The sequence below is a fragment of the Saccharopolyspora sp. NPDC045839 genome (assembly GCF_056431645.1).
In genome coordinates, this window is the sequence record NZ_JBWKKH010000010.1 from 214,796 (window position 1) to 241,343 (window position 26,548).

Consider the following 26,548-nt stretch of genomic DNA (forward strand, 5'->3'; position numbering starts at 1 on the left):
CGGTGCGGCGGTGCGCGATGCCGGTGACCGGGCCTGTCGTCGCGGGCGGATAGCCTCGCCGCGTGCCCCCGAAGAACACCCGCACCGCCCGTCCCGCATACCGCTGCGCCGACTGCGGCCACGAGGTCGCCAAGTGGGTCGGCCGCTGTCCGAGCTGCCAGGCGTGGGGCACCATCGACGAGACCGCCGCCGCCCGACCCGTGCTGACGAAGGTCGCGGCGGGCGCCCCGTCCACCCCCGCCCGGCCGATCGCCGAGGTCGATCTCGATTCCGCCCGCGCGGTGTCCACCGGCATCGCGGAGCTGGACCGGGTGCTGGGCGGCGGGATCGTGCCCGGCGCGGTCGTGCTGCTGGCCGGCGAGCCCGGAGTGGGAAAGTCCACACTTCTGCTGGAGGTCGCGCACCGCTGGGCCGCAGGCGCCTCGCCCGGCCCGTCGCTCTACGTCACCGGCGAGGAATCCGCAGGTCAGGTGCGGCTTCGCGCGGAACGCACCGATTCGGTGCACCCGGAGCTCTACCTCGGCGCCGAGAGCAACCTGTCCGCCGTGCTCGGGCACGTCGACGCGGTGCGGCCGGGTCTGCTGATCGTCGACTCGGTGCAGACCGTGCAGTCGCCCGAGGCCGACGGCAGCCCCGGCGGCGTCACGCAGGTCCGCGCGGTGACCACGGCGCTGGTGTCGCTGGCCAAGGAGCGCGGCCTGCCGGTGGTGCTGGTGGGGCACGTCACGAAGGACGGCGCGGTGGCCGGTCCGCGCGTGCTGGAGCACCTGGTCGACGTGGTGCTGCACTTCGAGGGCGACCGGCACTCGGCGCTGCGGATGCTGCGCGGCGTGAAGAACCGGTTCGGGCCCGCCGACGAGGTCGGCTGCTTCGAGCAGCGCGACGACGGCATCGCCGAGGTCCCGGACCCGTCCGGGCTGTTCATCAACCGCAACGAGACCCAGGTCGACGGCACCGCGGTGACCGTGATGGTCGAGGGCAAGCGCCCGCTGCTGGTGGAGGTCCAGTCGCTGGTGATGAAGACCCAGATGGCCATGCCGCGGCGGTCGGTCAGCGGCCTGGACTCGGCCCGGGTGTCGATGATGCTCGCGGTGCTGGGCAAGCACGGCAAGGTGCCCACCGGCGAGTACGACGTGTTCGCGGCGACGGTCGGCGGCACGAAGGTGCACGAGCCCGCCGCGGACCTCGCGATCGCGCTGGCCATCGCCTCGTCGCAGAAGGGCAAGCCGCTGCCGCCGAACCTGATCGCGGTCGGCGAGGTCGGGCTCGCCGGGGAGATCCGGCGGGTCAGCAGCGTCGGGCGGCGGCTGGCCGAAGCGGCCAGACTCGGGTTCGACCGGGCGCTGGTGCCGCCGGACGCGGGCCCGCTGCCGAAGGGCGTGCGCGCCACGGTGGTGTCGAACGTCAGCGAGGCGCTCAAGATCGTGGGTGTCAAATGAGCAACGAGCAGCTGCGCGGCACGCTCGCCCGGCTGGCTCCCGGAACCGCGCTGCGGGACGGGCTGGAGCGCATCCTGCGCGGCCGCACCGGCGGCCTGATCGTGCTCGGCTACGACCCGGCGGTGGAAGCGCTCTGCGACGGCGGGTTCCACCTGGACATCGAGTTCAGCGCGACCCGGTTGCGCGAGCTGTCCAAGATGGACGGCGCGGTGGTGCTGTCCACGGACGCGACGCGGATCATGCGGGCGAACGTGCACCTGGTGCCCGACGCGAGCACGCCCACCGAGGAGTCCGGCACCCGGCACCGCACGGCGGAGCGCACCGCGATCCAGACCGGCTACCCGGTGGTGTCGGTGAGCCAGTCGATGAGCATCATCAGCGTCTACACGCAGGGCCACCGGCACGTGCTGATCGGCTCGCCGGAGATCCTCTCCCGCGCCAACCAGGCGCTGGCGACCCTGGAGCGCTACACCGCGCGGCTGGCCGAGGTCGCGCAGGCGCTGTCGGCGCTGGAGATCGAGGACTACGTGACGTTGCGCGACGCGATGACCGTCGTGCAGCGGATGGAGATGGTGCGGCGGATCGCCGACGAGATCGAGGGCGACGTCGTCGAGCTCGGCAAGGACGGCCGGCTGATCGAGCTGCAGCTGGACGAGCTGGTCGGTTCCTCGCGGGAGGCGCGCGGCGGTCGCGCCCGGGACGGCATCGACCTGGACCGCGAGCTGATCGTGCAGGAGTACCTGCCGACCGCCGGGGCGATGCCGACCTCGGAGCAGGTCGAGGCGGCGCTGCACGAGCTCGACGGCACGGAGCTGCTGGACCTGACGGCGATCGCCGGGGCGTTCGGCTACCCGGACAAGCCGGAGGCCTTGGAGGAGCACCTGAGCCCGCGCGGCTACCGGCTGCTCGCGAGGGTGCCGCGCCTGCCGACGGCGGTGCGGCGGCAGCTGGTGGAGCGCTTCGGCTCGTTGCAGCGGCTGCTCGCGGCGACGGTGGCCGAGCTGCGCGAGGTGGATTCGATCGGCGAGGCGAGGGCGAGCGCGATCCGGGAGGCCCTCTCCCGCCTGGCGGAATCCTCCATAGTGGACCGCTTCGCCTGACGAGCCCCCGCCCGAGCAGGTTCCCAATTTTGCCTAAAACTGGATTCCCGCCCTCCGCAACACCAGACCGAGTTTCCAATTTTGCCTAAAATCGTGCGCCCCACTCACGACCCGGCGGGCGCGCGATTTTGCCTGAAATTGGGAACCTCCGCGCTCCTGGCAGGCCTTGGCGGGCTCCGATTTCGCCTGAAATCGGGCACACTTGGCCTTCTGGCGGGGCCTTGGTGGGTTCTGGGTTCGCCTGGGGACCCGGTCAGTTGGCCGCGGTCAGGCGGAACGGGGTCGGGGAACTGTTGAGCGCCGCCAGCCTGGCCACCACCTGGTAGTCACCGGCCTGGGCCTTCGCCTGCCCGTCCCCACAGTCCGATGTGGACGTCTGGCCCGACCACTGGATGTCGTTGCGCACCGACTGGCCCGGCTGCAGCAGCGGCTGCTCGTTCGTCGACTCCGAGTAGCAGTCGTTGCTCGACCACACGTGCTTCCCGCCCGGGGTCGACACCGTCAGCTCGCGCAGCAGGCGGTTGATGTCGCGCACGCAGGCGCGGTCGCTCGCGTTGGTCACCACGACGCTCATGCCGACCCGCTCGCCCACCTTGAACTCCGGGCGGGCAACCTCGGCCACGACGCGCATCGACTCGTCCGCGCACGGCTGCGGCGGCGCGTCGGCCGCCACCGCGACCGGCGGCCCCGGCGGCGGGACGGCTTGCGGCCCCGCGGCCCCGCCCAGCAGGGCGATCGCGCCCCAGCCGAAGAGCGCCACCACCAGCACGACCGCACCGATCGCCACCGCGCGGCGACGCCAGTACACCGTGGGCGGGAGCGGTCCGGTCGGATCAAGCACGGCAACGACAGTAACCCGGCGACTACTCCGAACAGCGTTACCAACGATCACCCAATCGGGCGTATCGCGGCCGATCAGGCCCCGGCACCCGGGAACGTGCGCCCGCCGAACGCGCTCCCGACCGCCGCGTGGAGCGGCGCGATTCCTCGCGAAATCAACGTTCGCCCGGGTGACCGGCCGATTTCTCGGGAAGTTGCGCATCACGCCAGGATCCGAGGACATCCTCGCAGGTAGATGAGGTTGTTCCGGATCTAGTTAGGTGGAGGTTCACGCGACGGCCGGGGCGGCTCCGCGTGGTCCTTTCGGGCGTGTTCTCCCCCGCACCGGGGGCCTGGCAGGATCGGAGGTGCCATGAAGACCACCGCCGCGCATCCCGCCCCGCCCCTGGATCCGGTCGAGCTCATCGACTGGTTCGCCGCCACCGCCCGGCCGCTGCCGTGGCGCGCGCCCGGCACCACGGGCTGGGGCGTGCTGGTCAGCGAGACGATGCTGCAGCAGACGCCGGTCAACCGGGTCCAGCCGATCTGGGAGGAGTGGATGCGCCGCTGGCCGCGTCCTTCCGACCTGGCCGCCGAGCCGCAGGGCGAGGTGGTGCGCGCCTGGGGGAAGCTCGGCTACCCCCGCCGGGCCCTGCGGCTGCACGAGGCCGCCGCGACGATCGCCGCCGAGCACGGCGACGTCGTCCCGTCCGATGTCGACACGCTGCTGGCCCTGCCGGGCATCGGCGCCTACACCGCCCGAGCGGTGGCGGCCTTCGCCTACGGCAAGCGGGCTCCGGTGGTCGACACGAACGTCCGGCGGGTGGTGGCGCGCGCCGTGCACGGCGCGGGTGACGCCGGTCCGCCGTCGACCAAGCGCGACCTCAACGACGTCGACGCCCTGCTCCCGGCCGACGACGCGAGCGCCGCGAAGCTCTCGGCGGCGCTGATGGAGCTCGGCCAGATGGTGTGCACCGTGCGGTCGCCGCTGTGCGAGGCCTGCCCGATCGCGCACGACTGCGCCTGGCAGCACGCCGGACGCCCGGCCTACGCCGGACCGCCGAAGAAGGTGCAGAAGTTCGCCGGCACCGATCGCCAGGTGCGCGGCAAGCTGCTGGACGTCCTGCGCGGCTCGACCGGTCCGGTGCTGCGGGAGCAGCTGGACGCGGTCTGGTCGGACGCCGGGCAGCGCGACCGCTGCCTGGATTCCCTGCTGGTGGACGGGCTGATCGAGCAGACCGACGACGGCCGCTTCGCGCTCCCCGGCGAGCACTGATGGCGCAGGCGGTGGTGGCGTTCTTCGACGACGCCGCGGATTCCGCGGTCCGGGCGCTGTGGCGGCGCCTGGACGCAGCCGGGGTGCCGAGCGTCGCCGCGCGCAAGCACCGCCCCCACGTCATCTTCGCCGCGGCCCGCGCCATGCCGACCGCGGCGCGCAAGGCACTGCGCTCGGAGCTGGAGCTGCTGTCCATTCCGGACCTCTGGCTGCACACCTTGGGGACCTTCCCCGGCGAGGAGCGGGTGCTGCTGCTGGGCGCGGTCGTGGACACCGAGCTGCTGGCGGTGCACTCGGCGGTGCACGACGCACTGGCCGGACGGGTGCAGCACCCCTCCGCCTACTACTTCCCGGGCGCGTGGATCCCGCACTGCACGCTCGCCCAGGGCATCACCGACGACCAGCTGGCGGCGGGATTCCGGACGCTGCAACCACCGGAGCCGGTGCGCGCCGGGATCGGCGAGATCGCCATCGTCGACACCAAGACCGGCGAGGCCGAGACCGTCACCACCCGCTGATCCTCCGATCGTGGGCGCAAGTGGCCGCTCCGACGGCCACCGCGACCTCACCCGCGACAGTTTCAATTGAAACCGCCGCTGCCGGGCCCGATTCCGGCCGCGCACCCGAACGCGCTCGACACGCCGCGGGTCCGCGACATTCGATCCACAGTGGACTACCGTCGATCACGAGTTGCCGACCTCCGCGCGAGCCGCCACTTTGGAGCAGCAAATCGCGCACGCAGGAGGGTGAATGGACGTCGACGGCGTGGCCATCCTCGCCCGCGGAATCGCCGCCAGGGGCCCGGAGGGCATCGTGTTCGCCAACCTCGACCTGCGCGTCGAACCGGGCGCGCTGGCCGTGATCACCGGGCCTGCCGGCACGGGCCGCACCTCGCTGCTGCTCGCGCTGTCCGGCAGGCTCCCGCTCGTCACCGGGCACCTGGACGTCTCCGGGCACGTGCTGCCCGCGCAGGCCAAGGCGGTGCGGCAGCTGATCCGCCCCGCGCGGCTGCGCCCCGGCTACGAGCTGGAGGACAAGCACCGGGTCCGCGAGGCGATCGCGGAACGCCGCCTGATCAGCGGCGTCTCCGAGCGCGCCGTCGAAGCCGCGCTCGACCGGGTCCGGATCGCCCCGGACCGCACCGCGCTGATCGACGAGCTGCACCCCGCCGAGCGGCTGCTGTTCGCGGTGGCGCTGACGATCGCCGGCTCACCCGCCGGGATCCTCGTCGACGACGTCGATGCGGGCCTCCCCCGGGCGGCCCGCGCGCAGGTGTGGGCCGGGCTGCGCGAGGTCACCCGCACCGGGATGACGGTGCTGGCCAGCGCGACCGATCCGCCGTCGGGCGACGTCGAGGTGATCCCGCTGCCCGTCCGCGAGCCGGAACGGCCCACGAAGGTGCTCGACCGGCAGGAAGAAGAGGTCGCCCGGTGAAAGCGTTCAAGCTGGCCTGGCTGGAGATGCGGCGCTTCCGCGGGCCGCTGCGCCGCTTCGTGCCGCTCGTGCTGATCCTGGTCCCGCTGCTGTACGGGTCGCTGTACCTGTGGTCGAACTGGGATCCCTACGGCCAGTTGAACCGGGTGCCGGTCGCGGTGGTCAACTCCGACCTGCCGGTCGACGCGCGCGGCGAGCACATCAACGCCGGCGAGCAGTTCGTCCAGCAGCTCAAGGCGACCGACATCTTCGACTGGAACTTCGTTGATTCCGCCGAGGCCCGGCACGGCCTCGTGGAAGGCCGGTACTACTTCACGATCGAGGTCCCCTCGGACTTCAGCGCGAAGCTCGCGACCGCGGCCGACCGCAACCCGGAGCGCGCCGCGCTGCAGATCGTCAAGAACGACGCCAACGGCTACATCGCCGGGATCATGGCCGACACGGTGCAGACCGAGCTGCAGAACCAGATCAACGCCGCCGCGCACGCCACCTACGCCCGGGCGCTCTACGGCGAGCTCGACCAGGCGCGGGAGAAGCTGCAGCTGGCTTCGGAAGCGTCGAAGCAGCTCGTCGAGGGAACCGACCTGAGCAAGCAGGGCACCGCAGCGCTTTCCAAGGGCCTGGGCGGAGTTCGCGACGGCACCGGCCAGGTCTCGCGCGGCGTGCAGGACATCTCGGACGCCACCGCGCAGCTGAGCAAGCAGCTGTCCGCGGTCAGCGACTTCACCGCCGAGCGGCTGCCCGACGCGGTCAACGCCCTGGTCAACGCGAGCAACATCGCGGTCAACAGCCTGAGCACGATCAAGACCACCACCGGGTTCCTCGGCCAACGCGCCGCCGAGGGCCGCTCGGCGATCGAGGAACTCGGCAAGCGGCGCCCCGAGATCGCCCAGGACGCCGCCTACCAGCGCGCCCTGGACAACGCCCAGAAGCTGGCCGATTCCGCGAGCACCGCGGACAAGGACGCCCAGCAGGCCCTGGCCACGGCGCAGGACGCCAACTCGCAGGCGCTGACGCTGCAGAACAGCATGGGCCCGCTGCAGAACCAGATCCACGCGTTCACCGCCCCGGCGGACACGCTGCGCGCGGGTGTCGCGGAACTCTCTGGCGGCGCCAACGGCATCACCAACGGCATGGACACGCTGGCGGCGAGCAGCGGGGTGCTGGAGACCGGCGCCGGGCAGCTCAACGACGGTGCGAAGAACCTGCAGGGCCTGGTCGACGACACGCTGGGCAAGATCCCGCCGACGAACCCCACCGAGGTCGCGCAGGCCGCCGACGTCCTCGGGTCGCCGACCGAGATCCAGACCGACAACCTCAACCCGGCGCACGTCTACGGGCGCGGGCTGGCGCCGTTCTTCTTCGCGATCGCCCTCTGGGTCTTCGGGCTGTTCGCGTACCTGCTGCTCAAGCCGGTGAACCTGCGCGCGCTCGCGGATCGCGTCGGGGCGTTCACCATCGCGTTCGCCGGTTTCCTGCCCGCGGCGGTGCTGGGCATCGCCGGCGGGCTGGTGCTGTACGCGGTGGTCGACTTCGGGCTCGGGCTCGACCCGGTGCACGTCTGGTGGACGATCGGGCTGGTCTCCCTCGCCGCGGTCGCGTTCGTGGCCATCGACCACTTCCTGCGCACCGCGCTCGGCGCGGTCGGCGACCTGCTGTCGCTGGTGCTGCTGATCATCCAGCTGACCGCCTCCGGCGGGCTGTACCCGATGGAGACCGCCCCGGCGCCGTTCCAGGCCGTTCACCCGTTCCTGCCGATGACCTACCTGGTGGACGGGCTGCGCGTGACGATCTCCGGCGGCGTCACCGAGCACCTGCTCCGGGACGTGGCGGTGCTGGCGGGCTTCCTGGTCGTCTTCCTGGCGCTGACCACCCTGGTCGTCCAGCGCCAACGGGTCTGGAACATCGGCCGCCTGCACCCGCAGATCGAGCTGTAGAACCGATCTCGCGGTACCGGGTCGAATTGTCATCGGGCTTCGCTAGCGTTCGGCCACATGGCACAAACTTTTGCTGCGGTGGAGATCCCGGAGTGGCGCGGCGGCTTCGACGCCGAGCAGTTCGAGGCGTTCCGCAAAGAGGTCGACGACGCTTGCGACTGCTTCGGCGCGGGAGGGCAGCACCTCGAATCGGGCTTCGTCGAGTTGGTCTCGGGGGCCTACTCCGACGTCTACGAGTTCCGGCTCGAACAGCTCGCCAAGCGGTGCGCGGAAGCACCGCGTGAGGACTGGGAGGGCATTTGCTTCGGCCAGATCGACGCGTGGAGCATGGCGGAGGCCCAGTCGGAATGGCTGGAGCAGGCATCCTTCGAGCAGGTGCGGGATCTCCTGCGGATCCACCTGTTCGACGGAAGCCCGCGCTGCGAAACGGACGAGTCGGAGGAGCCCGACGAGTCCGAGGAGTGGTTCCGGCTGCCGCTGGCCGACGGGCTCTGGATCGGGCTGGTCGTAGCGGACGCGCCATCGGCGGACGAGGACGAGCCCGAGATCGACACCCAGGTGCACAACGCGGCGGTGCAGGCCTGGGGCGTGGAGCCCGAGCAGCTGGTCGAGGCGGCTCTCGCGAACCTGCGCCGGGAGGAGGAGACCCCGGAGTGGGGCGAGGTGTCCGTCGAGCTGTCCGATGAGGACGGGGAGCCGGTCGCGACGATCACGGTGCTGACCGCCGAGAACGCCCCGTGGGCGCTGCTGCTCGACGAGATCGAGCCGGAGTTGGCGGAGCGCGGAGTGGTGCTGGCCGTTCCCGCGCAGGACTCCGTGCTCGTGGCGGAGGTGCCCGAGCCCGACATGCTGGACCTGGTCGTCACCGCGGTCTCCGAGGTGGCGCGCGATCACGTCGATGCGGCCGAAATCGGCTACGACATCGGCGACAGCACCTACTGGTACCAGAACGGCGAGTTCAGCAGGTTCGAGGAGTCCGAGCCGGACGACGACCAGCACGACGGCGAGGCAGAACCGGTCGGGTAGGGGCGGGGCCGGCGGCTGCCTCGGGCCGTGCGGTCGCCGGTGGTCGCGGCGGGCTCGTAGGCTGGCTGCATGGCTGTTGTGAAGATCAATGCGATCGAGATCCCTGAAGGTGCCGGCCCGGAGCTGGAGAAGCGGTTCGCTTCGCGGCACGGCTCGGTGGACAGCGCTCCCGGGTTCCTCGGGTTCGAGCTGCTGCGCCCGGTGAAGGGCGAGAACCGCTACTTCGTGTACACGAAGTGGGAGTCCGAGGAGGCGTTCCAGGCGTGGGCCAGCGGCCCGGCGAAGGAGGCGCACGCGGGCGAGGCCAAGAACCCGGTGGCCAGCGGGTCCAGCCTGCTGGAGTTCGAGCTCGTCCAGGAGTCCCACCCCGGCAAGTGACCGGCCGGGTAGCCGTTCCGGCTGTTCAGGACCCGTGAGTGTTTTGTGTCGCTATAGCAACCCAAAGCACTCACGGGCACTGACCTGCGGCGCAGCGATCAGCCGGTCAGGACGACCGTGGCGAGGATCGCGCGGTGGTCGGCGCCGGCCACGTCGACGGTGCGGAACGACTGGGGCGCGATGCCGCCGCTGGTGAGCACGTGGTCGATCGTGACCGGCGGCGGGAACCAGGTGCCCGGGCCCGGCCAGGTCGGGTGCAGGCCGTCGCCGGTGGCCTCGGCGACGTCGGTGTAGCCCTGGCCGATCAAGTACTTGAGCCGGGTGTGGTCGAGGGTGGCGTTGAAGTCGCCGACCAGCATCCGGGGCGTGCCGTCGGTGGCCGGCGCCGGCAGCCCGCGCATCTCGCGGTCCCAGACCTCGGCCGTGTCCCGGCCCATCGGGTACAGCGGGTGCACCGCGACGATCTCGAAAGCCGGTGAGCCCGGCCGCTGCACCCGCGCCGATGGCTGGGCCAGCGTCGAATCCGGCACCAGCGACAGTTCCTTCAGCGGGTAGCGCGACGCGATCCCGGAGCCGTCCGCCTTGGGCCCCGGCTGGAACACCCGGTGCGGCAGCGTCTCGGCGAGCCCGGCGGCGTCCAGCGCGGCCACCAGCTCGGGCGTGAGTTCCTGCAGGCTCAGCACGTCGACCTGGTTCTGCCGCACGATGTCCACGACCTGCGCGGCATCCGCCCCGCCGAAGAAGCCGTTCAGCGACATCACCCGCAGCGCAACGCCCTGCGCCGGAGTCGCGTCCGGAATGGCGCGCGGCGCGACGGAGAGCACCAGGATCGCGGTCGCCAGGCCGACGACGAGCGCGGTCAACCAGCGCCGCAGGATCACGGCGAGCAGCGCCAGCACGATGCCGGACAGCGCCGCGTACTGGGTCAACGCCGCCAGCGCCACCAGGTACCGGCCGCTGTCCCAGCCCGACAGCGGCAGCGTCGCCCAGGCCAGCAGGCCGATCGCGGCCAGCACCAGCAGCACCGTGACCACGCGGCCACCGGGCTTGCGCCGCGGCGGGTCGTCCCGCTCCGGCTCGACGACCAACGTCCGATCCATCCTGGCTCCCCATGTCGTCCGCGTCACCCAGCCTGTCAGCGAGCTGTGCGCGGGCTGTCAGCATCCCCCCGGAGGGTGAAAGCATGTCATTCGCGATCCAGGCCGAGGGTCTGGTCAAACGATTCGGCTCCACCACCGCGCTGGCCGGGGTGGATCTCGCCGTGCCGGCGGGAACGATCCTCGGCGTGCTCGGCCCCAACGGTGCGGGCAAGACCACCGCGGTCCGGATCCTGGCCACGTTGCTGCGGCCGGATGCGGGCACCGCGACCGTCGCGGGCTACGACGTGCTCCGCCAGCCGGTCGCGGTGCGCAGCCGCATCGGGCTCACCGGCCAGTACGCCTCGGTCGACGAGGAGCTCACCGGCATCGAGAACCTGGTGCTCATCGGCCGGTTGCTGGAAATGCCGAAGCGCGACGCCAAGGCGCGGGCGGCCGAACTGCTGGAGCGGTTCGGCCTCACCGACGCCGGCGGCCGCGCCATCAAGACCTACTCCGGCGGCATGCGGCGCCGCCTGGACCTCGCGGCGAGCCTGGTCGGCCGCCCCGAGATCCTCTACCTCGACGAGCCCACCACCGGGCTCGACCCGCGCAGCCGCAACCAGGTGTGGGACATGGTGCGCACGCTCTCCGCCGAGGGCGTGACGGTGCTGCTGACCACCCAGTACCTGGAGGAAGCCGATCAGCTGGCCGACCGGATCAGCGTGATCGACCACGGCCGGGTGGTCGCCGACGGCCGCGCCGACGAGCTCAAGCGCCGCGTCGGCGGCCAGACCCTGCAGGTGCGGCCGACCGATCTGGCGAACGTGCCCGCGGTGCGCCGGATCCTCGCCGAGCTGACCGGCGCCGAACCGTCGACGAACGACGACAGCGGGCTGCTGACCACGCCGGTCGACGACCCGGTGCTGCTGTCCACCCTGGTCCGCCGGCTCGACGACGCCGGGATCACCGCCGACGAGCTCGCGCTGCGCCTGCCCAGCCTGGACGAGGTGTTCCTGGCCATCACCGGCAAGGCCGCCGAGGAGGAGACCGCCGCATGACCGCCACGATCGAACGCCCGCCGGCCGCGCCGACGACCGCCTCGGAGCGCATCGGCCCGATCCGCGCGCTGCGGCACGGCCTGACGCTGGCCGGGCGCAGCATCCTCAAGATCCGCAAGTCGCCCGAGGGCCTGATCGACGTCACCATCCAGCCGATCCTGTTCCTGGTCATGTTCGTCTACCTCTTCGGCGGGGCGATCAACGGTGGGGACACCTCGGGATACCTGCAGCTCACACTGCCCGGTGTGATGGCGATGAACATGGTCTTCGCCAGCCTCGGCACCGGCTGGGCGCTCAACACCGACATCTCCAAGGGCGTGTTCGACCGGTTCCGCAGCCTGCCGGTGGCGCGGTCGGCGCCGCTGATCGGCGCGGTGCTGGGCGACATCGTGCGCTACCTGGTGGCGCTGGCGGTGCTGCTGGTCTTCGCCACCATCATGGGCTTCCGCATCCAGACCGATCCGCTGTCCGCGCTGGCCGCGATCGTGGTGGTGATCGCCTTCGCGCTGGCGATGTGCTGGATCTCGGTGTTCCTCGGGATGCTGATCAAGAACCAGCAGGCGCTGCCCGGCGTGGCCATGGCGTTCATGTTCCCGCTGACCATGGGCAGCAACGTGTTCGTGCCGACCGAGACGATGCCGGGCTGGCTGCAGGCGTGGGTGAGCATCAACCCGGTCACCAAGCTCGCGGACACCGCGCGCGGCCTGATGATCGGCGGGCCGGTCGCCGGGCCGCTGACGGCGACGCTGATCTGGATGGTCGCGATCGTGGCGGTGTTCTTCCCGCTGGCGATGTGGGCGTACCGCCGCCGGATGTGACCGACGGCGCCGCACTCCGGAGCGGCGTTTCCGCAGGCAGAGAGCCGTGCGCGTTTTGTGTCGCCATAGCAGCACAAAACGCGCACGGCCCCCGTGACCAGCGGAAACCGGACCGCGAACACGCGCGCATGGTGCCTGACCAGCGGTGACGACGGCGTTATCGGTGGTCCCCGGGAGGTGTCCCCGACCGGAGCGGAATAATCCTCATGTCCGCCTGCGGTCGGTCCCTCCCGCGTCGGGGGCGGGAGGGACCGACCGCAGGTCCGGCAAAGCCTCCGCCCGATTCGGGGCTGACGCCCCTCAACCCCCCAACGCGTCGCGAAGCTCCGCGAAGGCGTCGTCCCGCGAGAGCGCGGCTGCGCCGTCGCGCTCTTCGCGGTGCTCTCCGGCCAGCTCGCGCAGCAGCGCTCGCACTTCGGGGTCTCCTTCGTCGACCAGGCCGCGCAGCACGGTGGCGATGCCGATCAGGCGTGCCGCCCGCTGCGGCCGGCCGGCGGCGAACTCCACGCGTGCCGCTTGCTCCGCGATGGTCGCGTTCAGCGGCATGTCGCGGAGCGCCAGTCCCACGGCGAGGGCTTCGGCGAGCAGTGCCAGCGCCTCGCCGGGCTCGCCTTCGTCGAGGCGCAGCCGCGCTTCGCCGAGCAGTTCCATCTGCCGCAGCGGCTCCGACGTCGTCGCCGCCTCCGCCAGCGCCGCGCGCGCCGCGGCCAGGTAGTCGCGGGCCTGGTCCCGGTCGCCAGAATGCCGGGCGACCTCGGCGAGTCCGGTCAGCGCCGCGATCTGGTGGTAGAGGAACCTGTTCCGGCCGATGCGCTCGGCGCGCAGCAGGTCGGCGCGCGCCCCGTCGAGGTCTCCGCCGCGCAGCCGCTCCATGCCGATCCGCGCCAGCGCGGGCACCAGATCCTCGGTGGCGCGCAGTTCGCGGAACGTCTCGACGGATTCCTGGAACGCCTCGATCGCGCCCTCGTGGTCGCCGCGCCGCGACCGGAACTCGGCGATGCTCGTGGTGGTCTGCGCGCTGCCCCACCGGTCGCCGATGGCGCGGAACTCGGTGCGCGCGGCGAGCATGTCCTTCTCCCCGGCGATGGGATTCCCGTTGTGCTCCGCGCCGAATCCCCGGCAGAACAGGCCGGCGGCCCGCACCCACGGGTGCGGGTGCTGCAGCGCCCGCTTGACGCATCTGTCCAATTCGGACTGTTCGCGGATCAGCATCCAGCCGATCGGTTCCATCACCGACGCGTACAGGTAGCGGAAGCTCGCGCCGGTGTCGCGGGTAGCGGTCACCGCGGTGCGCAGGCCCTCGACCCAGTCGGGGTTGGAGTCGACGGCCAGCACCAGCATCAGGTCGACGACCGCCCGGCTCTCCGGCGGCGCCGCGCCCGGCAGGGCGGCCACCTCTTCCAAGCGGCCCTTCAGCTCGTCGTGCTGCGCGGACATCGACCAGTACCAGCTCAGCGCCGCGCACAACCGGAATCCCCGGTCCGCGTCGCCGGATTCCGTCGCCCAGTGCAGCGCGGCGATGATGTTGTCGTGGTCGGCGTCCAGCCGGTTCAGCCAGTCGATCTGCTCCGCGTCGTGCAGCCGGGGCGCGGCGGACTCGGCGAACTCGACGAAGTACGTCGCGTGCGAGCTGCGCAGGGCGTCCTTCTCCCCGGCCGCGGCGAGCTTCTCGGCGCAGAACGCGCGCACCGTCTCCAGCATCCGGTACCGCATGCCGAGTTCCGAATCGACCGCCTCCACCAGGGACTTCTCCACCAGCGGGACGAGCACGTAGAACACGTCCGCGGCAGGCATCCCGGCGTCGGCGCACACCGCGGAGATCGCGTCGGCCGAGGCATACCCGGCGAACACCGACATCCGCCCGGCCAGCACCTGCTCCCGCTCGGTCAGCAGGTCCCAGCTCCACTCCACCACCGCGCGCAGCGTCCGGTGCCGCGGCATGGCGGTGCGATTTCCGCTGGTGAGCAACCGGAATCGGTCGTCGAGCCGCTCGGCGACCTGCCGGACGCTCATCGCCCGCAGCCGGGCCGCCGCCAGCTCGATCGCCAGCGGCATGCCGTCCAGCCGACGGCAGATCTCCACCACGTCGCGGGTGTTGCCGTCGCCGAGCGCGAAACCGGGCCGGGCGGCGGCCGCCCGATCCACGAACAGCCGGACCGCCGCGGCCTCCGGCGCCGCGTCCTCGGCCTCCGGCAGCTCCAACGGCCCGACCGGCAGCAGCCGCTCGCCGGTGAGCGCCAACGGCTCCCTGCTGGTCGCCACGACCCGCAGCTGCGGGGCCCGGCTCAGCACCTCCTGCACGAACTCGGCGGCGGCCTCGATCACCTGCTCGCAGTTGTCCAGCACCAGCAGCGCCGGCTCCGCCGAGAACAGGTCCGCCGCCCGGTTCAACGCGTGCTTCATCGGCGATTCCAGCAGCCGGGTCTCGCGCACCCCGAGCGCGGCGAGCACCGCCGCAGTCACGTCCTGCCCGTCCCGCACCGGCGCGAGCTCGACGAACCACACCCGCCGATCCGACATCCCGGCGGCGGTCTCGACCGCCAACCGCGTCTTCCCCGCGCCGCCGGGACCGAACAGGGTGACCAGCCGGGAATCCGCCAGCTCCGCGCGAACCCGCTCGATCTCCCGCTCCCGGCCGACGAAACTGCTCAACCGGGTCGGCAGCACCGGCCGGATCGGCGCCCACCGCAGCTCGTCGCGCGAATCCGGCTCCGGCCGCGGTGCCGGACGCGGCACCAGGCCGGGATCGCCGCGCAGCAGCGCGACCTGCAGATCCCGGAGCTCCTGCGACGGCGACACCCCGAGCTCCTGGTCCAAACGGCGCCGCAATGCCTCGTAAGCGACAAGCGCATCGGCCTGCCTGCCGCTCGCGTAGAGCGCGCGAACGCGCAGCGCCGTGAGCCGCTCGCGCAGCGGAAAGCGCGCGCAAAGCCCCTCCAGCTCGGGCACCAGATCGGCATGCCGACCGGCACCGAGATCGGCCTCCGCCCGATCCTCGACCGCGGCGATGCTCAGCTCCCCCAACCGCGCCGCCTGCGCCTCGGCGAACGGCGCGTCGACGAAGTCGACGAGCGCATCCCCGTGCCACAACTCCAGCGCCTCGCGGAGCGTGGCAGCGGCGGCATCGTGCCGGCCGCTGCGGAGCAGGCGGCGACCCTCTGCCGCGAGCGCGGCGAAGCGGATGGCGTCGACGTCGTCGGGATCCACCAGGAGGGCGTAGCCCGACTGGTCGGAGCGCAAGGACAGCTCGCCCGCGAGCGCGCGGCGCGCGCGAGACACCAGCGACTGGAGCGCGTTCAGCGCGCCGGCCGGCTGGGCGGAGCCCCAGAGGTCGGCGATGAGGAGCTCGGTGGAGACGGTGCGGCCGGCGTCGAGCGCGAGTCGCGCGAGGAGCATCCGCACCCGGAGGCCGCCGACCGCTATCGCCCGACCGTCGGGTGCGTTCAGCCGAAAGGGCCCCAGCAACGCCACGCGCACCGCACCAGCTTCGCAGAAGGGACCGACCCGACGCCCGCCATTTCGGGCGTTGCGCACGCGGCCGCACGGCGAAACCCGAGAGGTCATCGGGTGCCCGACGCGCCGGGGGCGCCCAATTTTAGGCAAAATCGGAGCCCGTTCTGCCCGGTTGGGCCGGTCCAATTTTAGGCAAAATCGGAAACCGCCCCGGGTGAGCGGAGCCCGCGAATTATGGGGTAGATCACCCCCCGTCGGGCCGGAGTACCGCCGCAGGCTGGAATCATGGAAGAAACGGACATACCACCGATCATGTTCCGCCGGCACGGCTCGCACGCCGACGTGCTCCACACCGTCCGGGCGGGGCGCTACCGGAGCCGCTCGAATGGATCTGACGACCCTGGCCGCCACCTCCGCCGAACCGACCGGCTTCGCCGCCTGGGTGATCTCCGTGATGGAGGTCCTCGGCGGGCCGGGAGCAGGAATGATCGTCGCCTTGGAGAACCTGTTCCCGCCCATCCCGTCCGAGGTGATCCTGCCGCTGGCCGGATTCACCGCCAGCCAGGGCAACATGTCCGTGATCGGCGCGATCCTGTGGACGACGCTCGGCTCGCTGATCGGCGCGCTGGCGCTCTACGGCATCGGCGCGACGCTGGGCCGCGACCGCACCCGCGCCATCGCCGCCAAGATCCCGCTGGTGAAGATCTCCGACATCGACCGGACCGAGGCGTGGTTCGCCAAGCACGGCATCAAGGCGGTCTTCTTCGGCCGGATGATCCCGCTGTTCCGCAGCTTCATCTCGCTCCCGGCCGGCGTCGAACGCATGCGCCTGGCCACGTTCGCCCTGTTCACCACGCTCGGCAGCCTGATCTGGAACACCGTCTTCGTGCTGGCGGGCTACCTGCTGGGCCAGAGCTGGTACCTCGTCGAGGAGTACGCGGGGCTGTTCTCCCGCGCGGTCCTGATCACGGCGATCCTGACGGTCGCGGCGTTCATCGCGATCCGCATCCGCAACAACCGCCGCGAACGCCAGCTCTCGGAGGCCCCCACGGTCCGCCTCGCCCGGGTGCCCGCCGAGGCCCCGACCGAGGAGATCCGCCGCATCCGCTGACCGGGCCACAGCCCTCGTGAGTACTTTGGGCTGCCATAACGCCCCACAGTGCTCACGAGCCCCTAACAGGAGTCGAGCACAGCAGAAGGCCCCGCGCCGTGGAGCGCGGGGCCTTCTGGGTCTTGCGTCAGGCGGACTCGGAGTCCGAGCCCTCGGACTTCTCATCGGAGGCGGCCGAGACCGCGACCGGCGGGGCGTCCGGGACCAGCGACGGCTTCTGCTCGCCGCGGAAGGTGAAGTGCGCCTTGTCGTCGGCGCCTTCGCCGTCCCAGCCCTCGACGTCGACGATCACGATCTGACCCGGCTGGATCTCGCCGAACAGGATCTTCTCGGACAGCTTGTCCTCGATCTCCCGCTGGATCGTCCGGCGCAGCGGCCGCGCGCCCAGCACCGGGTCGAACCCGCGCTTGGCCAGCAGCTTCTTCGCCTTGTCGGTCAGCTCCAGGGCCATGTCCTTGGCCTTGAGCGCCTTCTCCACCCGACCCGAGAGCAGGTCGACCATCTGGATGATCTCCTGCTCGGTGAGCTGGTGGAAGACGATCACGTCGTCGATGCGGTTGAGGAACTCCGGCCGGAAGTGCTTCTTCATCTCCTCGTTGACCTTGGACTTCATCCGCTCGTAGTTGGACTCAGCGCCCTGACCACTGGAGAAGCCCAGGCCGACGGCCTTGGAGATGTCCTGCGTGCCGAGGTTCGAGGTGAAGATCAGCACCGTGTTCTTGAAGTCGACCGTGCGGCCCTGACCGTCGGTCAGGCGGCCGTCCTCCAACACCTGCAGCAGCGTGTTGTAGATCTCCTGGTGCGCCTTCTCGATCTCGTCGAAGAGCACCACCGAGAACGGCTTGCGCCGGACCTTCTCGGTGAGCTGGCCGCCCTCCTCGTAGCCGACGTAGCCCGGAGGGGCACCGAACAGCCGCGAGGCGGTGTAGCGGTCGTGGAACTCGCCCATGTCGATCTGGACCAGCGCGTCGTCGTCCCCGAACAGGAACTCCGCCAGCGCCTTCGACAGCTCGGTCTTGCCGACGCCCGACGGCCCGGCGAAGATGAACGACCCCGACGGCCGCTTCGGGTCCTTCAGGCCCGCGCGGGTGCGGCGGATCGCCTGCGACACGGCCTTGACCGCGTCGTCCTGGCCGATGATCCGCTTGTGGAGCTCGTCCTCCATGCGCAGCAGGCGGGTCGTCTCCTCCTCGGTGAGCTTGAACACCGGGATGCCCGTCCAGTTCGCCAGCACCTCGGCGATCTGCTCGTCATCGACCTCGGCGACCACGTCGAGGTCACCGGCCTTCCACTGCTTCTCCCGCTCCTCCTTCTGGCCGAGGAGCTGCTTCTCCTCGTCCCGCAGGCGGGCGGCCCGCTCGAAGTCCTGCGCGTCGATCGCGGACTCCTTCTCCCGGCGCACGTCGGCGATCTTCTCGTCGAACTCGCGCAGGTCCGGCGGCGCGGTCATGCGGCGGATGCGCATCCGGGCGCCGGCCTCGTCGATCAGGTCGATCGCCTTGTCCGGCAGGAAGCGGTCGTTGATGTAGCGGTCGGCCAGGGTCGCCGCGGCGACCAGCGCGGAGTCGGTGATCGACACCCGGTGGTGCGCCTCGTAGCGGTCCCGCAGGCCCTTGAGGATCTCGACGGTGTGCTGCAGCGACGGCTCGCCGACCTGGATCGGCTGGAAGCGGCGCTCCAGGGCCGGGTCCTTCTCGACGTACTTCCGGTACTCCTCGAGCGTGGTGGCACCGATGGTCTGCAGCTCGCCGCGGGCCAGCATCGGCTTGAGGATGCTCGCCGCATCGATCGCACCCTCGGCGGCGCCCGCGCCGACCAGGGTGTGGATCTCGTCGATGAACAGGATGATGTCGCCGCGGGTCTTGATCTCCTTGAGCACCTTCTTCAGGCGCTCTTCGAAGTCACCGCGGTACCGGGAACCGGCGACCAGCGAACCCAGGTCCAGGGTGTAGAGCTGCTTGTCCTTCAGCGTCTCGGGCACCTCGCCCTTGACGACCTTCTGGGCCAGCCCCTCCACGACCGCCGTCTTGCCGACGCCGGCCTCGCCGATGAGCACCGGGTTGTTCTTGGTGCGCCGCGAGAGGACCTGCATGATCCGCTCGATTTCCTTCTCCCGGCCGATCACCGGGTCGAGCTTGCCCTCGCGGGCGCTCTGCGTGAGGTTGCGGCCGAACTGGTCCAGCACCAGCGACGACGACGGGGTGCCCTCGCCGCGGCCGCCGGCCTCCGCGGGCTCCTTGCCCTGGTAGCCCGAGAGCAGCTGCAGCACCTGCTGGCGCACCCGGTTGAGGTCCGCACCGAGCTTGACGAGCACCTGAGCGGCGACGCCCTCGCCCTCGCGGATCAGCCCGAGCAGGATGTGCTCGGTCCCGATGTAGTTGTGGCCGAGCTGCAGCGCCTCGCGCAACGACAGCTCCAGCACCTTCTTGGCCCGTGGGGTGAACGGGATGTGTCCGCTGGGGGCCTGCTGCCCCTGGCCGATGATCTCCTCGACCTGTTGGCGCACGCCCTCAAGCGCGATACCCAGCGACTCCAACGCCTTGGCGGCGACACCCTCACCCTCGTGGATCAAGCCCAGGAGAATGTGCTCGGTGCCGATGTAGTTGTGGTTGAGCATCCGGGCCTCTTCTTGGGCCAGGACGACCACCCGCCTCGCGCGGTCGGTGAACCTCTCGAACATTCGCACTCCCTGACTGCTGCGCCGGCGGTCTCGTTGGCTGGGCACGGCTCCTGCATCGCCGATGCCCACGACGGGTTCAGCACTCTTGAGGACCACTGTAGTAGCCCCACCCGGTCGCGGTCCGTGCCCGCTACGGCCTACTGCCCACATTCTTGTCCGGCACCCTGACCAACGGCACGCTGGCCTGCGAGATTCCGGATTTGGACCGATCGGATGGCCCTGTCCGCTCAGCGCGAACAGGTCTTACTTCTTGGACTGATCGGCGGACGCGCCACGCCTCCCGCCGATCGGCACCACCATCGGGGTACCCGCGACGGGATCAGCAATCACCCGCGCCTTCAGCCCGAACACCTCGGCCAGCAACTCCTCGGTGAGCACCTCGCCCGGCGCGCCCTCGGCGACGATCGCGCCGGCCTTCATCGCCACCAGCCGGTCGGCGTAGCGGGCGGCCAGGTTCAGGTCGTGCAGCACCATCACGACGGTGCGACCGCTCTCGTCGTGCAGCTGCCCGACCAGCTCCAGCACGTCCACCTGGTGCGAGAGGTCCAGGTAGGTGGTCGGCTCGTCGAGCAGCAGCAGGTCGGTGCCCTGCGCCAGCGCCATGGACAGCCAGGCGCGCTGCCGCTGGCCGCCGGAGAGCTCGTCCAGGGTGCGGTCGGCGAGGTCGGCGATGCCGGTCATGCCCAGCGCCTCGGCCACCGCCGACTCGTCGTCGGAGGACCACTGCCGGTACCAGGACTGGTGCGGGTGCCTGCCGCGGGCGACCAGGTCGGCGACGGTCAGGCCCTCCGGCGCCACCGGCGACTGCGGGAGCACCCCGAGCACCCTGGCGACTTCCTTGGTGGACATCTTGTGGATCTGCTTGCCGTCCAGCAGCACGCTGCCGCGCCGCGGGTTCAGCAGCCGGCCCAGCGCGCGCAGCAGCGTCGACTTGCCGCAGCCGTTCGGGCCGATCACCGCGGTGATGGTGCCGTCCACGACGTCGAAGTCCAGGCCGTCGACGATGACGCGGTCGCCGTAGGCCAGCTGCAGGTCGGTGGCGTGCAGCCGCTGCCGGTCGCCAGAAGGCATCGCGCGTCCGTCGTCGGTCGTCTTGGACGTGGCGGATGCGGTCATGCGCGGGCCTCCCGGTACCGACGAACGAGCAGGTAGATGAGGTACGGGGCGCCGAGGATGGCGGTGATGATGCCGACCGGCAGCTCGGTGCCGCCGAAGGCGGTCCGGGAGATCACGTCCGAACCGACGACGAGCGCGGCGCCGAGCACCGCTGAGGTGAGCAGCGGCGGCCGCGAGGTGCGCGCCACGCGCAGCGCGATCTGCGGGGTGGCCAGCGCGACGAACTGGATCGGCCCGGCCGCGGCGGTGGCGATCGACGCCAGCGCGACCGAGGCCAGCAGCAGCACGCCGCGCGAGAAGTCCATCCGGACGCCCAGGCCGCGCACCGTGTCGTCGTCGAACTGCAGCGCGCCGAGCACGTGTGCGCCGATCAGGGCCAGCGGGATCAGCACGACCAGGGCGATCCCCACCGGGATGACGTGCTCCCAGCCGCGCGCGTTGAGGCTGCCGGTCAGCCACACCATGGCCCGGCTCGCCTCGGTGACGTCGCCGACGGTGAGCAGCCAGTAGGTCGCGTTGCCCGCCAGCGCGCTGACGCCGACGCCGACCAGCACCAACCGGAAGGAGTCCACGCCGCGGCGGTACGCCAGCCCGTAGACGGCGATGCCGGTGACCAGCCCGCCCGCCAGCGCCACCAGCGGCAGGCCGTAGTCGGCCAGCGCGCCCGCGAGGCTGCCCGCGGTGCCGCCGAGCACGATCACCAGCGTCGCGGCGGTGCCCGCGCCCCAGGTGATGCCGAGCATGTCCGGGCTGGCCAGCGGGTTGCGGGCGAGGGCCTGCATGATCGCGCCGGCGAGGCCGAGCGCGGCGCCGACCAGCAGGCCGGTCAGCGACCTCGGCAGCCGCAGCTCCCAGATGATGATCTGCTGCGCCCGGTCGCCGCCGCCGAACAGCGTGTCGAGCACCTCCAGCGGGCTGATCTGGTACTCGCCGAGGCCGACGTTGAGCACGAACACGGCCAGCAGCACGACCAGGCCGCCCAGCAGCGCCACCAGCGGCCGCAAGCGCAGCACGCCGGAGAACGGGCCCACCCGGACCGGCCGGCGACCGGAGACGCCCGGCTGCTCGTCTTCGAGGACCTGGGTCACAACCGCACCAACTTCCGGCGGCGCACGAGCGCGATGAAGAACGGTGCGCCGACCATCGCCAGCATCACCCCGACCTGCACTTCGGACGGCCGCGCCACGACCCGGCCGAGCACGTCGGCGAGCAGCACCAGCGACGCGCCCAGCAGCCCGGCGAACGGCAGCAGCCAGCGGTAGTCGGCGCCGGTGAAGTAGCGGGCCACGTGCGGCACGATCAGCCCGACGAACCCGATCGGCCCGCAGATCGCGACCGCGCCGCCGACCAGGATCGCGATCGCGGCGATGCCCGTCCGGCGGGCCCACTCGACGCGGTGGCCGAGCGAGCGGGCCACGTCGTCGCCGAGCGACAGGGCGTTGAGGCTCGACGCGTTGGCCAGCGCCAGCACCACGCCCACCGCCAGGAACGGCAGCACCTGGGGGATCACCGCGGTATCGGTGATCGCGATGGAGCCGACCTTCCAGAACCGGTAGGTGTCCATGGTCTGCTGGTCGGAGATCACCAGCGCCGAGGTGATGGCCTGCAGGAGGTGGCTGATCGCGGTGCCGGCCAGCGCCAGCGTCACCGGGGTCGGGCCGCCGCGGCCGAGGGAGCCGATCGCGAACACCGCGAGCGCGCCCAGCATCGCGCCGGCGAAGCCGAACCAGATGAAGCCGAGCAGCGTCGTGACGCCGAAGGTGTAGACCGCGAGCACGACGGCCAGCGCCGCGCCCTGCGTGATGCCGAGGATGCCCGGGTCGGCGATCGGGTTGCGGGTGTGGCCCTGCATCAGCGCGCCGGCCAGGCCCAGCGCCGCGCCCGCGAGGACGCCGACCACGGTGCGCGGCACCCGGAGCTCGCGGATGATCAGGTCGTTCTCCGTGCCGGTCGGCGCGAACAGCCCGGCCCACACGTCCGCCAGCGGAATCGTCTTGGCGCCGATCACCACGCTGAGCACGCAGCTGACCGCGAGCACGACCAGCAGGACGACGATGCCCGTGACCCGGCGGCGCCGGCGTTGTCGCAGGCGTTCGCCACCGGCAGCTGTGGACGCCGCGGCCTGCTCGGACCCGGGAGGGCCGTCGACGGCCACGCTGCGACTCACGTCCCACTCCCTCTGCTCACCCGTCCGGACCGCACTTAGGTTAGGCCCACCTAAGGCCGAACCAACAGGGTGGGCCGGAATGTCCGATGTCACACGCCGGCGGAGGGCGGCTGTCTACCGGCGCCGGGGCAACCGGGAAAAAGGGCAACCCGGGCCACAATCGGACAAGATCTCGCGTTGATCAATCGCCACTTTTCGGCCCGTTATGCGGCGATTAGAGTTATCCGAACGCAACGAGGGGCGTTTGCGGGGCCCATCGGCCCGCAAACGCCCCTCGGCGTCGGTTACTTCAGTTCGCCTGGTGGTACTGCTCGACGATGTCGGCGGGGATACGGCCCCGGTCCGACACCTTCAGGCCGCGCTTGCGAGCCCATTCCCGAATGGCCTGGTTCTGCTCGCGATCGGCACTCGTGGAACCGCCGGCGGCACGCGCCGCGGCACCCGGGCGCGGACCCGGCTTCTTCCGCCCGCCCGCCCGGCGCGCGTTCGAGACGTAGTTCGCGAGCGCATCCCGCAACTCACCGGCATTGTCGGCGGAAAGGTCGATCTGGTAGGCGACGCCGTCCAATCCGAACTCGACGGTTTCATCCGCCTGCCCGCCGTCGAGATCGTCGACAAGGGTGACTGTGACCTTCTGCGCCATCTTCGAAGTCCTCCCCGGAGCAAAAAATGTGCAATAGCGGGACAGCGACCTCGCCAGGAGCGCAACTCCCTTGCGAGTACGTCAATAAGCCGTCACCGGAACATTCTGAGCACAGGTTAGCGCAGTAACTGCGACAATGCACTCACCCGGGCCGGAAAATTCACCGCCTCCCGCCCTGATCGGGTCATTCCGGCCGGACCAGCGGGAACAGGATCGTCTCCCGGATACCGAGACCGGTCAACGCCATCAACAACCGGTCGATACCGATTCCGACCCCGCCGCTGGGCGGCATTCCGTACTCCAGGGCGCGGAGAAAGTCCTCGTCGATCGGCATGGCCTCGTCGTCTCCGGCGGCCGCGAGTGCGGCCTGTTCCTCGAGGCGAGCGCGCTCCACGACCGGGTCGACGAGTTCGGAGTATCCGGTCCCGAGCTCGAACCCGCGAACGTACAGATCCCATTTCTCCGCCACGCCCGGCTCGGTGCGGTGCTGCCGGGTCAGCGGGGAGGTCTCCAACGGGAAGTCGCGAACGAACGTCGGCGCGGTCAAATGATCGCCGACCAGGTGCTCCCACAGCTCCTCGACGAGCTTTCCGTGGCCGTGCTTGGGATCGGTCTGCAATCCGTAGGAGTCCGCGTGCTTGCGCAGCGCCTCCACCGGAGTTTCCGGGGTGATCTCCGAATCCAGCGCTTCCGACAAGGAGTCGTACATCCGCAGCGACGCCCACTCGCCGGACAAGTCGTACTCGGTCCCGTCGAACCAGGTGACCACCTGCGAACCCGCGACCGCCTCGGCCGCTTCCTGGATCAGCGACCTGGTGAGCTCGGCCATGTCGTTGTAATCGGCATACGCCTGGTAGAACTCCAACATCGCGAACTCCGGCGAGTGGGAAGAATCACTGCCCTCGTTGCGGAAGTTCCGGTTGATCTCGAAAACCTTCTCGATCCCGCCGACCACGCATCGCTTCAGATACAACTCCGGCGCGATCCGCAGGAACAGGTCGATGTCGAAGGCGTTGGAATGCGTCGTGAACGGGCGAGCCGCGGCACCGCCTTGCAGCGTCTGCAACATCGGGGTTTCCACCTCGACGAAACCGCGCCGATCGAACGAATCCCGCAGCGATCGCTGAACCGCGGCGCGGGTGCGCACCGTGTCGGCGGCCTGCTTCCGCACGATCAGATCGACGTAGCGCTGCCGGACGCGGGTTTCCTCGCCGAGGTCCTTGTGCATCACCGGCAGCGGGCGCAGCGTCTTGGCCGCCATCCGCCATTCGTCTGCCATCACGGACAGCTCGCCGCGCCGGGAGGTGATCACCTCGCCGTGCACGAAGACGTGGTCGCCGAGGTCGACATCGGCCTTCCAGGCCGCCAGCGAGTCCTCACCGACCTGCTTGAGGCTGAGCATGGCCTGCAGCTCGGTCCCGTCGCCGGCGCGCAGCGTGGCGAAGCAGAGCTTTCCGGTGTTGCGCAAGAACATCACGCGGCCCGCGACGCCGACCTGGTCGCCGGTGGCGGTGTCGGGCTCCAGGTCCGGGTACGCGCCGCGCACCTCGGCGAGGCCGTGCGTGATCGGCAGGTTCACCGGGTAGGGGTCGACTCCGGCGGCGAGCAGGCGCTCCCGCTTCTCCCGCCGGATCCGCATCTGTTCCGGCAGATCGTCGACGCCGTCAGCGCTGGTTGCCGGAGGGTTGGGAAGGTCCTGGTCAGTCACGGCCTCCAAGGGTACGTTTCGCCCTCCGCGACGCCGCCACCAGGCGTCCTTTCAGCGGTTGACACCACACGGCCCGTTTCACGCCCGGTGCGAGAACTCGTTTCGCGCGGTGGCGCATGCTCGCCGGCGGGAGTGAACGGCCTGTTCGCTTCGATAGGTGAAGTGAACGGTCCGTTCGCTTCATCCCCCAACGTCGGTCGGGCGCCGCTTCGGAGTGGAGTGAACGGACCGTTCGTGCCGATAGGCGAGGTGAACAGGCCGTTGACTCCTGTCCGGCAACATCCCGGGCGACCGCTGTAGCGGTCCGAGGTGTTCGCGAGTGCCGGGGGTCAGCGGAAGTTGCGGTCGAAGACGAGGCGGAGGCCCAGCAGCGTCAGGTCCGGGACGTGGTGGGTGATCGTCGTGGATTCGGTGACCACCAGCGGCGCCAGGCCGCCCGTGGCGAGGACCGTGGTGGGGCCGCCGTGGGTGGACTCCAGCTCGGCGACGATGCGGCGCACCAGCCCGTCCACCTGGCCGGCGAATCCGAAGAGGATGCCGGACTGCAGGCACTCCACGGTGTTCTTGCCGATCACGGAGCGCGGGCGGACCAGCTCGACCTTGCGCAGCTGCGCGGCCCGGGAGGCCAGCGCGTCCAGCGAGATCTCGATGCCCGGGGCGAACGCGCCGCCCAGGAACTCGCCCTTGGACGAGATCACGTCGATGTTCGTGGACGTGCCGAAGTCGACCACCACGCAGTTCGTCGCGTGCAGGTGGTGCGCCGCCAGGGTGTTGATCACCCGGTCGGCGCCGACCTCCTTCGGGTTGTCCACCAGCAGCGGCACCCCGGTGCGCACGCCCGGTTCCACGACCACGCGCGGCACGTCGCTCCAGTAACGGCCGAGCATCACGCGGAGCTCGCGCAGCAGCGCGGGCACTGTGGACAGCGCCGCGATGCCGGTGATCTCCTCCGCGTAGTCGCCGAGCAGCCCGCGCATGGTCAGCGCCATCTCGTCGGCGGTCATCCGCGGCTCGGTGCGCATCCGCCAGTCCCGCACCAGCGTCTTCGCGACGTCGGCATCCGGGCGGTCGGCGTAGAGGCCGAGCACGATGTTGGTGTTTCCGACGTCGATGGCGAGCAGCACCGTCGTTCGTCCCTTCGGGAGATTCGTGCCGGGTCGAGTTCGACGTCTCCGTCCGCTCGGGGCCGTGGGGGTTTTTTGTTTTTTGTTGTCCCACAAAAAAACCCAACCCCCCGCTTTTTGGAAACCCCAAAACCCGAGCAACAATCATGTTCCTGATTTTTTCCGAGAAGGTTTGCCGTCTT

At 70.8% G+C, this 26,548-nt stretch carries 21 protein-coding genes; 11 read left to right on the plus strand and 10 right to left on the minus strand.

Annotated features, from left to right (window positions below):
• Positions 1–62: 62 nt before the first annotated feature.
• Positions 63–1,439, plus strand: a complete 1,377-nt coding sequence (gene radA, locus AC07EQ_RS17200; protein WP_478388901.1) for a DNA repair protein RadA — start codon at positions 63–65, stop codon at positions 1,437–1,439.
• Entirely contained in the window at positions 1,436–2,539 is a 1,104-nt protein-coding gene (gene disA / locus AC07EQ_RS17205; protein WP_478388902.1) for a DNA integrity scanning diadenylate cyclase DisA, read from the plus strand. Before radA ends, disA begins: the two co-directional genes overlap by 4 nt.
• A gap of 253 nt (positions 2,540–2,792) precedes the next feature.
• On the opposite strand, the gene AC07EQ_RS17210 is transcribed toward disA, so the two are convergent.
• A complete protein-coding gene (locus AC07EQ_RS17210) occupies positions 2,793–3,380 on the minus strand; it encodes a hypothetical protein (protein WP_478388903.1) in 588 nt (195 codons plus the stop codon).
• A gap of 351 nt (positions 3,381–3,731) precedes the next feature.
• Here AC07EQ_RS17210 and AC07EQ_RS17215 point away from each other — a divergent pair, with 351 nt between their 5' ends.
• The 6 genes from AC07EQ_RS17215 (at position 3,732) to AC07EQ_RS17240 (ending at position 9,409) form a co-directional block, all read left to right on the plus strand.
• Positions 3,732–4,634 (plus strand): HhH-GPD family protein, encoded by a 903-nt coding sequence (locus AC07EQ_RS17215; RefSeq protein ID WP_358567137.1) that lies wholly within the window; start codon positions 3,732–3,734, stop codon positions 4,632–4,634.
• The gene (locus AC07EQ_RS17220) at positions 4,634–5,152 is read left to right on the plus strand and encodes a 2'-5' RNA ligase family protein (protein ID WP_478388904.1); all 519 of its coding nucleotides are present in this window, start codon (positions 4,634–4,636) and stop codon (positions 5,150–5,152) included. The genes AC07EQ_RS17215 and AC07EQ_RS17220 overlap by 1 nt, the downstream gene beginning before the upstream one ends.
• Positions 5,153–5,384: 232 nt before the next feature.
• Entirely contained in the window at positions 5,385–6,068 is a 684-nt protein-coding gene (locus AC07EQ_RS17225) for an ATP-binding cassette domain-containing protein (RefSeq protein WP_478388905.1), read from the plus strand.
• A complete protein-coding gene (locus AC07EQ_RS17230; protein ID WP_478388906.1) occupies positions 6,065–8,005 on the plus strand; it encodes a YhgE/Pip family protein in 1,941 nt (646 codons plus the stop codon). The genes AC07EQ_RS17225 and AC07EQ_RS17230 overlap by 4 nt, the downstream gene beginning before the upstream one ends.
• A gap of 57 nt (positions 8,006–8,062) precedes the next feature.
• Complete coding sequence (locus AC07EQ_RS17235) at positions 8,063–9,031, plus strand: DUF1444 domain-containing protein (protein WP_478388907.1); 969 nt, start codon at positions 8,063–8,065, stop codon at positions 9,029–9,031.
• Between the two features lie 69 nt (positions 9,032–9,100).
• A complete protein-coding gene (locus AC07EQ_RS17240; protein ID WP_093267950.1) occupies positions 9,101–9,409 on the plus strand; it encodes an antibiotic biosynthesis monooxygenase family protein in 309 nt (102 codons plus the stop codon).
• 98 nt (positions 9,410–9,507) lie between these two features.
• Here the strand turns inward: AC07EQ_RS17240 and AC07EQ_RS17245 are convergent, their stop codons facing one another.
• Positions 9,508–10,509: an endonuclease/exonuclease/phosphatase family protein gene (locus AC07EQ_RS17245; RefSeq protein ID WP_478388908.1), complete on the minus strand. Its 1,002-nt coding sequence runs from the start codon at positions 10,507–10,509 to the stop codon at positions 9,508–9,510.
• An 83-nt stretch (positions 10,510–10,592) separates the two neighbouring features.
• Here AC07EQ_RS17245 and AC07EQ_RS17250 point away from each other — a divergent pair, with 83 nt between their 5' ends.
• Both AC07EQ_RS17250 and AC07EQ_RS17255 read left to right on the plus strand, forming a co-directional pair.
• Positions 10,593–11,546, plus strand: coding sequence for an ATP-binding cassette domain-containing protein (locus tag AC07EQ_RS17250; RefSeq protein ID WP_478388909.1), 954 nt, complete (start codon positions 10,593–10,595; stop codon positions 11,544–11,546).
• Entirely contained in the window at positions 11,543–12,364 is an 822-nt protein-coding gene (locus AC07EQ_RS17255) for an ABC transporter permease (protein ID WP_478388910.1), read from the plus strand. The genes AC07EQ_RS17250 and AC07EQ_RS17255 overlap by 4 nt, the downstream gene beginning before the upstream one ends.
• A gap of 300 nt (positions 12,365–12,664) precedes the next feature.
• Here AC07EQ_RS17255 and AC07EQ_RS17260 read toward each other — a convergent pair whose 3' ends face one another.
• On the minus strand, positions 12,665–15,841 hold the full coding sequence (locus AC07EQ_RS17260; protein ID WP_478388911.1) for a BTAD domain-containing putative transcriptional regulator: 3,177 nt from the start codon (positions 15,839–15,841) through the stop codon (positions 12,665–12,667).
• Between the two features lie 361 nt (positions 15,842–16,202).
• Here AC07EQ_RS17260 and AC07EQ_RS17265 point away from each other — a divergent pair, with 361 nt between their 5' ends.
• Positions 16,203–16,928 (plus strand): DedA family protein, encoded by a 726-nt coding sequence (locus tag AC07EQ_RS17265; protein WP_478388912.1) that lies wholly within the window; start codon positions 16,203–16,205, stop codon positions 16,926–16,928.
• 127 nt (positions 16,929–17,055) lie between these two features.
• On the opposite strand, the gene AC07EQ_RS17270 is transcribed toward AC07EQ_RS17265, so the two are convergent.
• The 7 genes from AC07EQ_RS17270 to AC07EQ_RS17300 all read right to left on the minus strand — a co-directional run bounded on the left by AC07EQ_RS17270 (position 17,056) and on the right by AC07EQ_RS17300 (position 26,366).
• Complete coding sequence (locus AC07EQ_RS17270; RefSeq protein WP_478388913.1) at positions 17,056–19,608, minus strand: ATP-dependent Clp protease ATP-binding subunit; 2,553 nt, start codon at positions 19,606–19,608, stop codon at positions 17,056–17,058.
• A 243-nt stretch (positions 19,609–19,851) separates the two neighbouring features.
• Positions 19,852–20,724 carry an ABC transporter ATP-binding protein gene (locus tag AC07EQ_RS17275; RefSeq protein WP_478388914.1) on the minus strand — a complete coding sequence of 291 codons (873 nt, stop codon included), beginning with the start codon at positions 20,722–20,724 and terminating at the stop codon, positions 19,852–19,854.
• Positions 20,721–21,812, minus strand: a complete 1,092-nt coding sequence (locus AC07EQ_RS17280) for a FecCD family ABC transporter permease (RefSeq protein WP_478388915.1) — start codon at positions 21,810–21,812, stop codon at positions 20,721–20,723. Before AC07EQ_RS17280 ends, AC07EQ_RS17275 begins: the two co-directional genes overlap by 4 nt.
• Positions 21,809–22,891 carry a FecCD family ABC transporter permease gene (locus tag AC07EQ_RS17285; protein ID WP_478388916.1) on the minus strand — a complete coding sequence of 361 codons (1,083 nt, stop codon included), beginning with the start codon at positions 22,889–22,891 and terminating at the stop codon, positions 21,809–21,811. Before AC07EQ_RS17285 ends, AC07EQ_RS17280 begins: the two co-directional genes overlap by 4 nt.
• A 289-nt stretch (positions 22,892–23,180) precedes the next feature.
• Positions 23,181–23,534 carry a histone-like nucleoid-structuring protein Lsr2 gene (locus tag AC07EQ_RS17290; RefSeq protein ID WP_478388917.1) on the minus strand — a complete coding sequence of 118 codons (354 nt, stop codon included), beginning with the start codon at positions 23,532–23,534 and terminating at the stop codon, positions 23,181–23,183.
• A gap of 184 nt (positions 23,535–23,718) precedes the next feature.
• Positions 23,719–25,173, minus strand: a complete 1,455-nt coding sequence (gene lysS, locus AC07EQ_RS17295) for a lysine--tRNA ligase (RefSeq protein ID WP_478388935.1) — start codon at positions 25,171–25,173, stop codon at positions 23,719–23,721.
• Positions 25,174–25,571: 398 nt separating this feature from the next.
• Positions 25,572–26,366 (minus strand): type III pantothenate kinase, encoded by a 795-nt coding sequence (locus AC07EQ_RS17300; RefSeq protein ID WP_358567185.1) that lies wholly within the window; start codon positions 26,364–26,366, stop codon positions 25,572–25,574.
• Positions 26,367–26,548 lie beyond the last annotated feature (182 nt).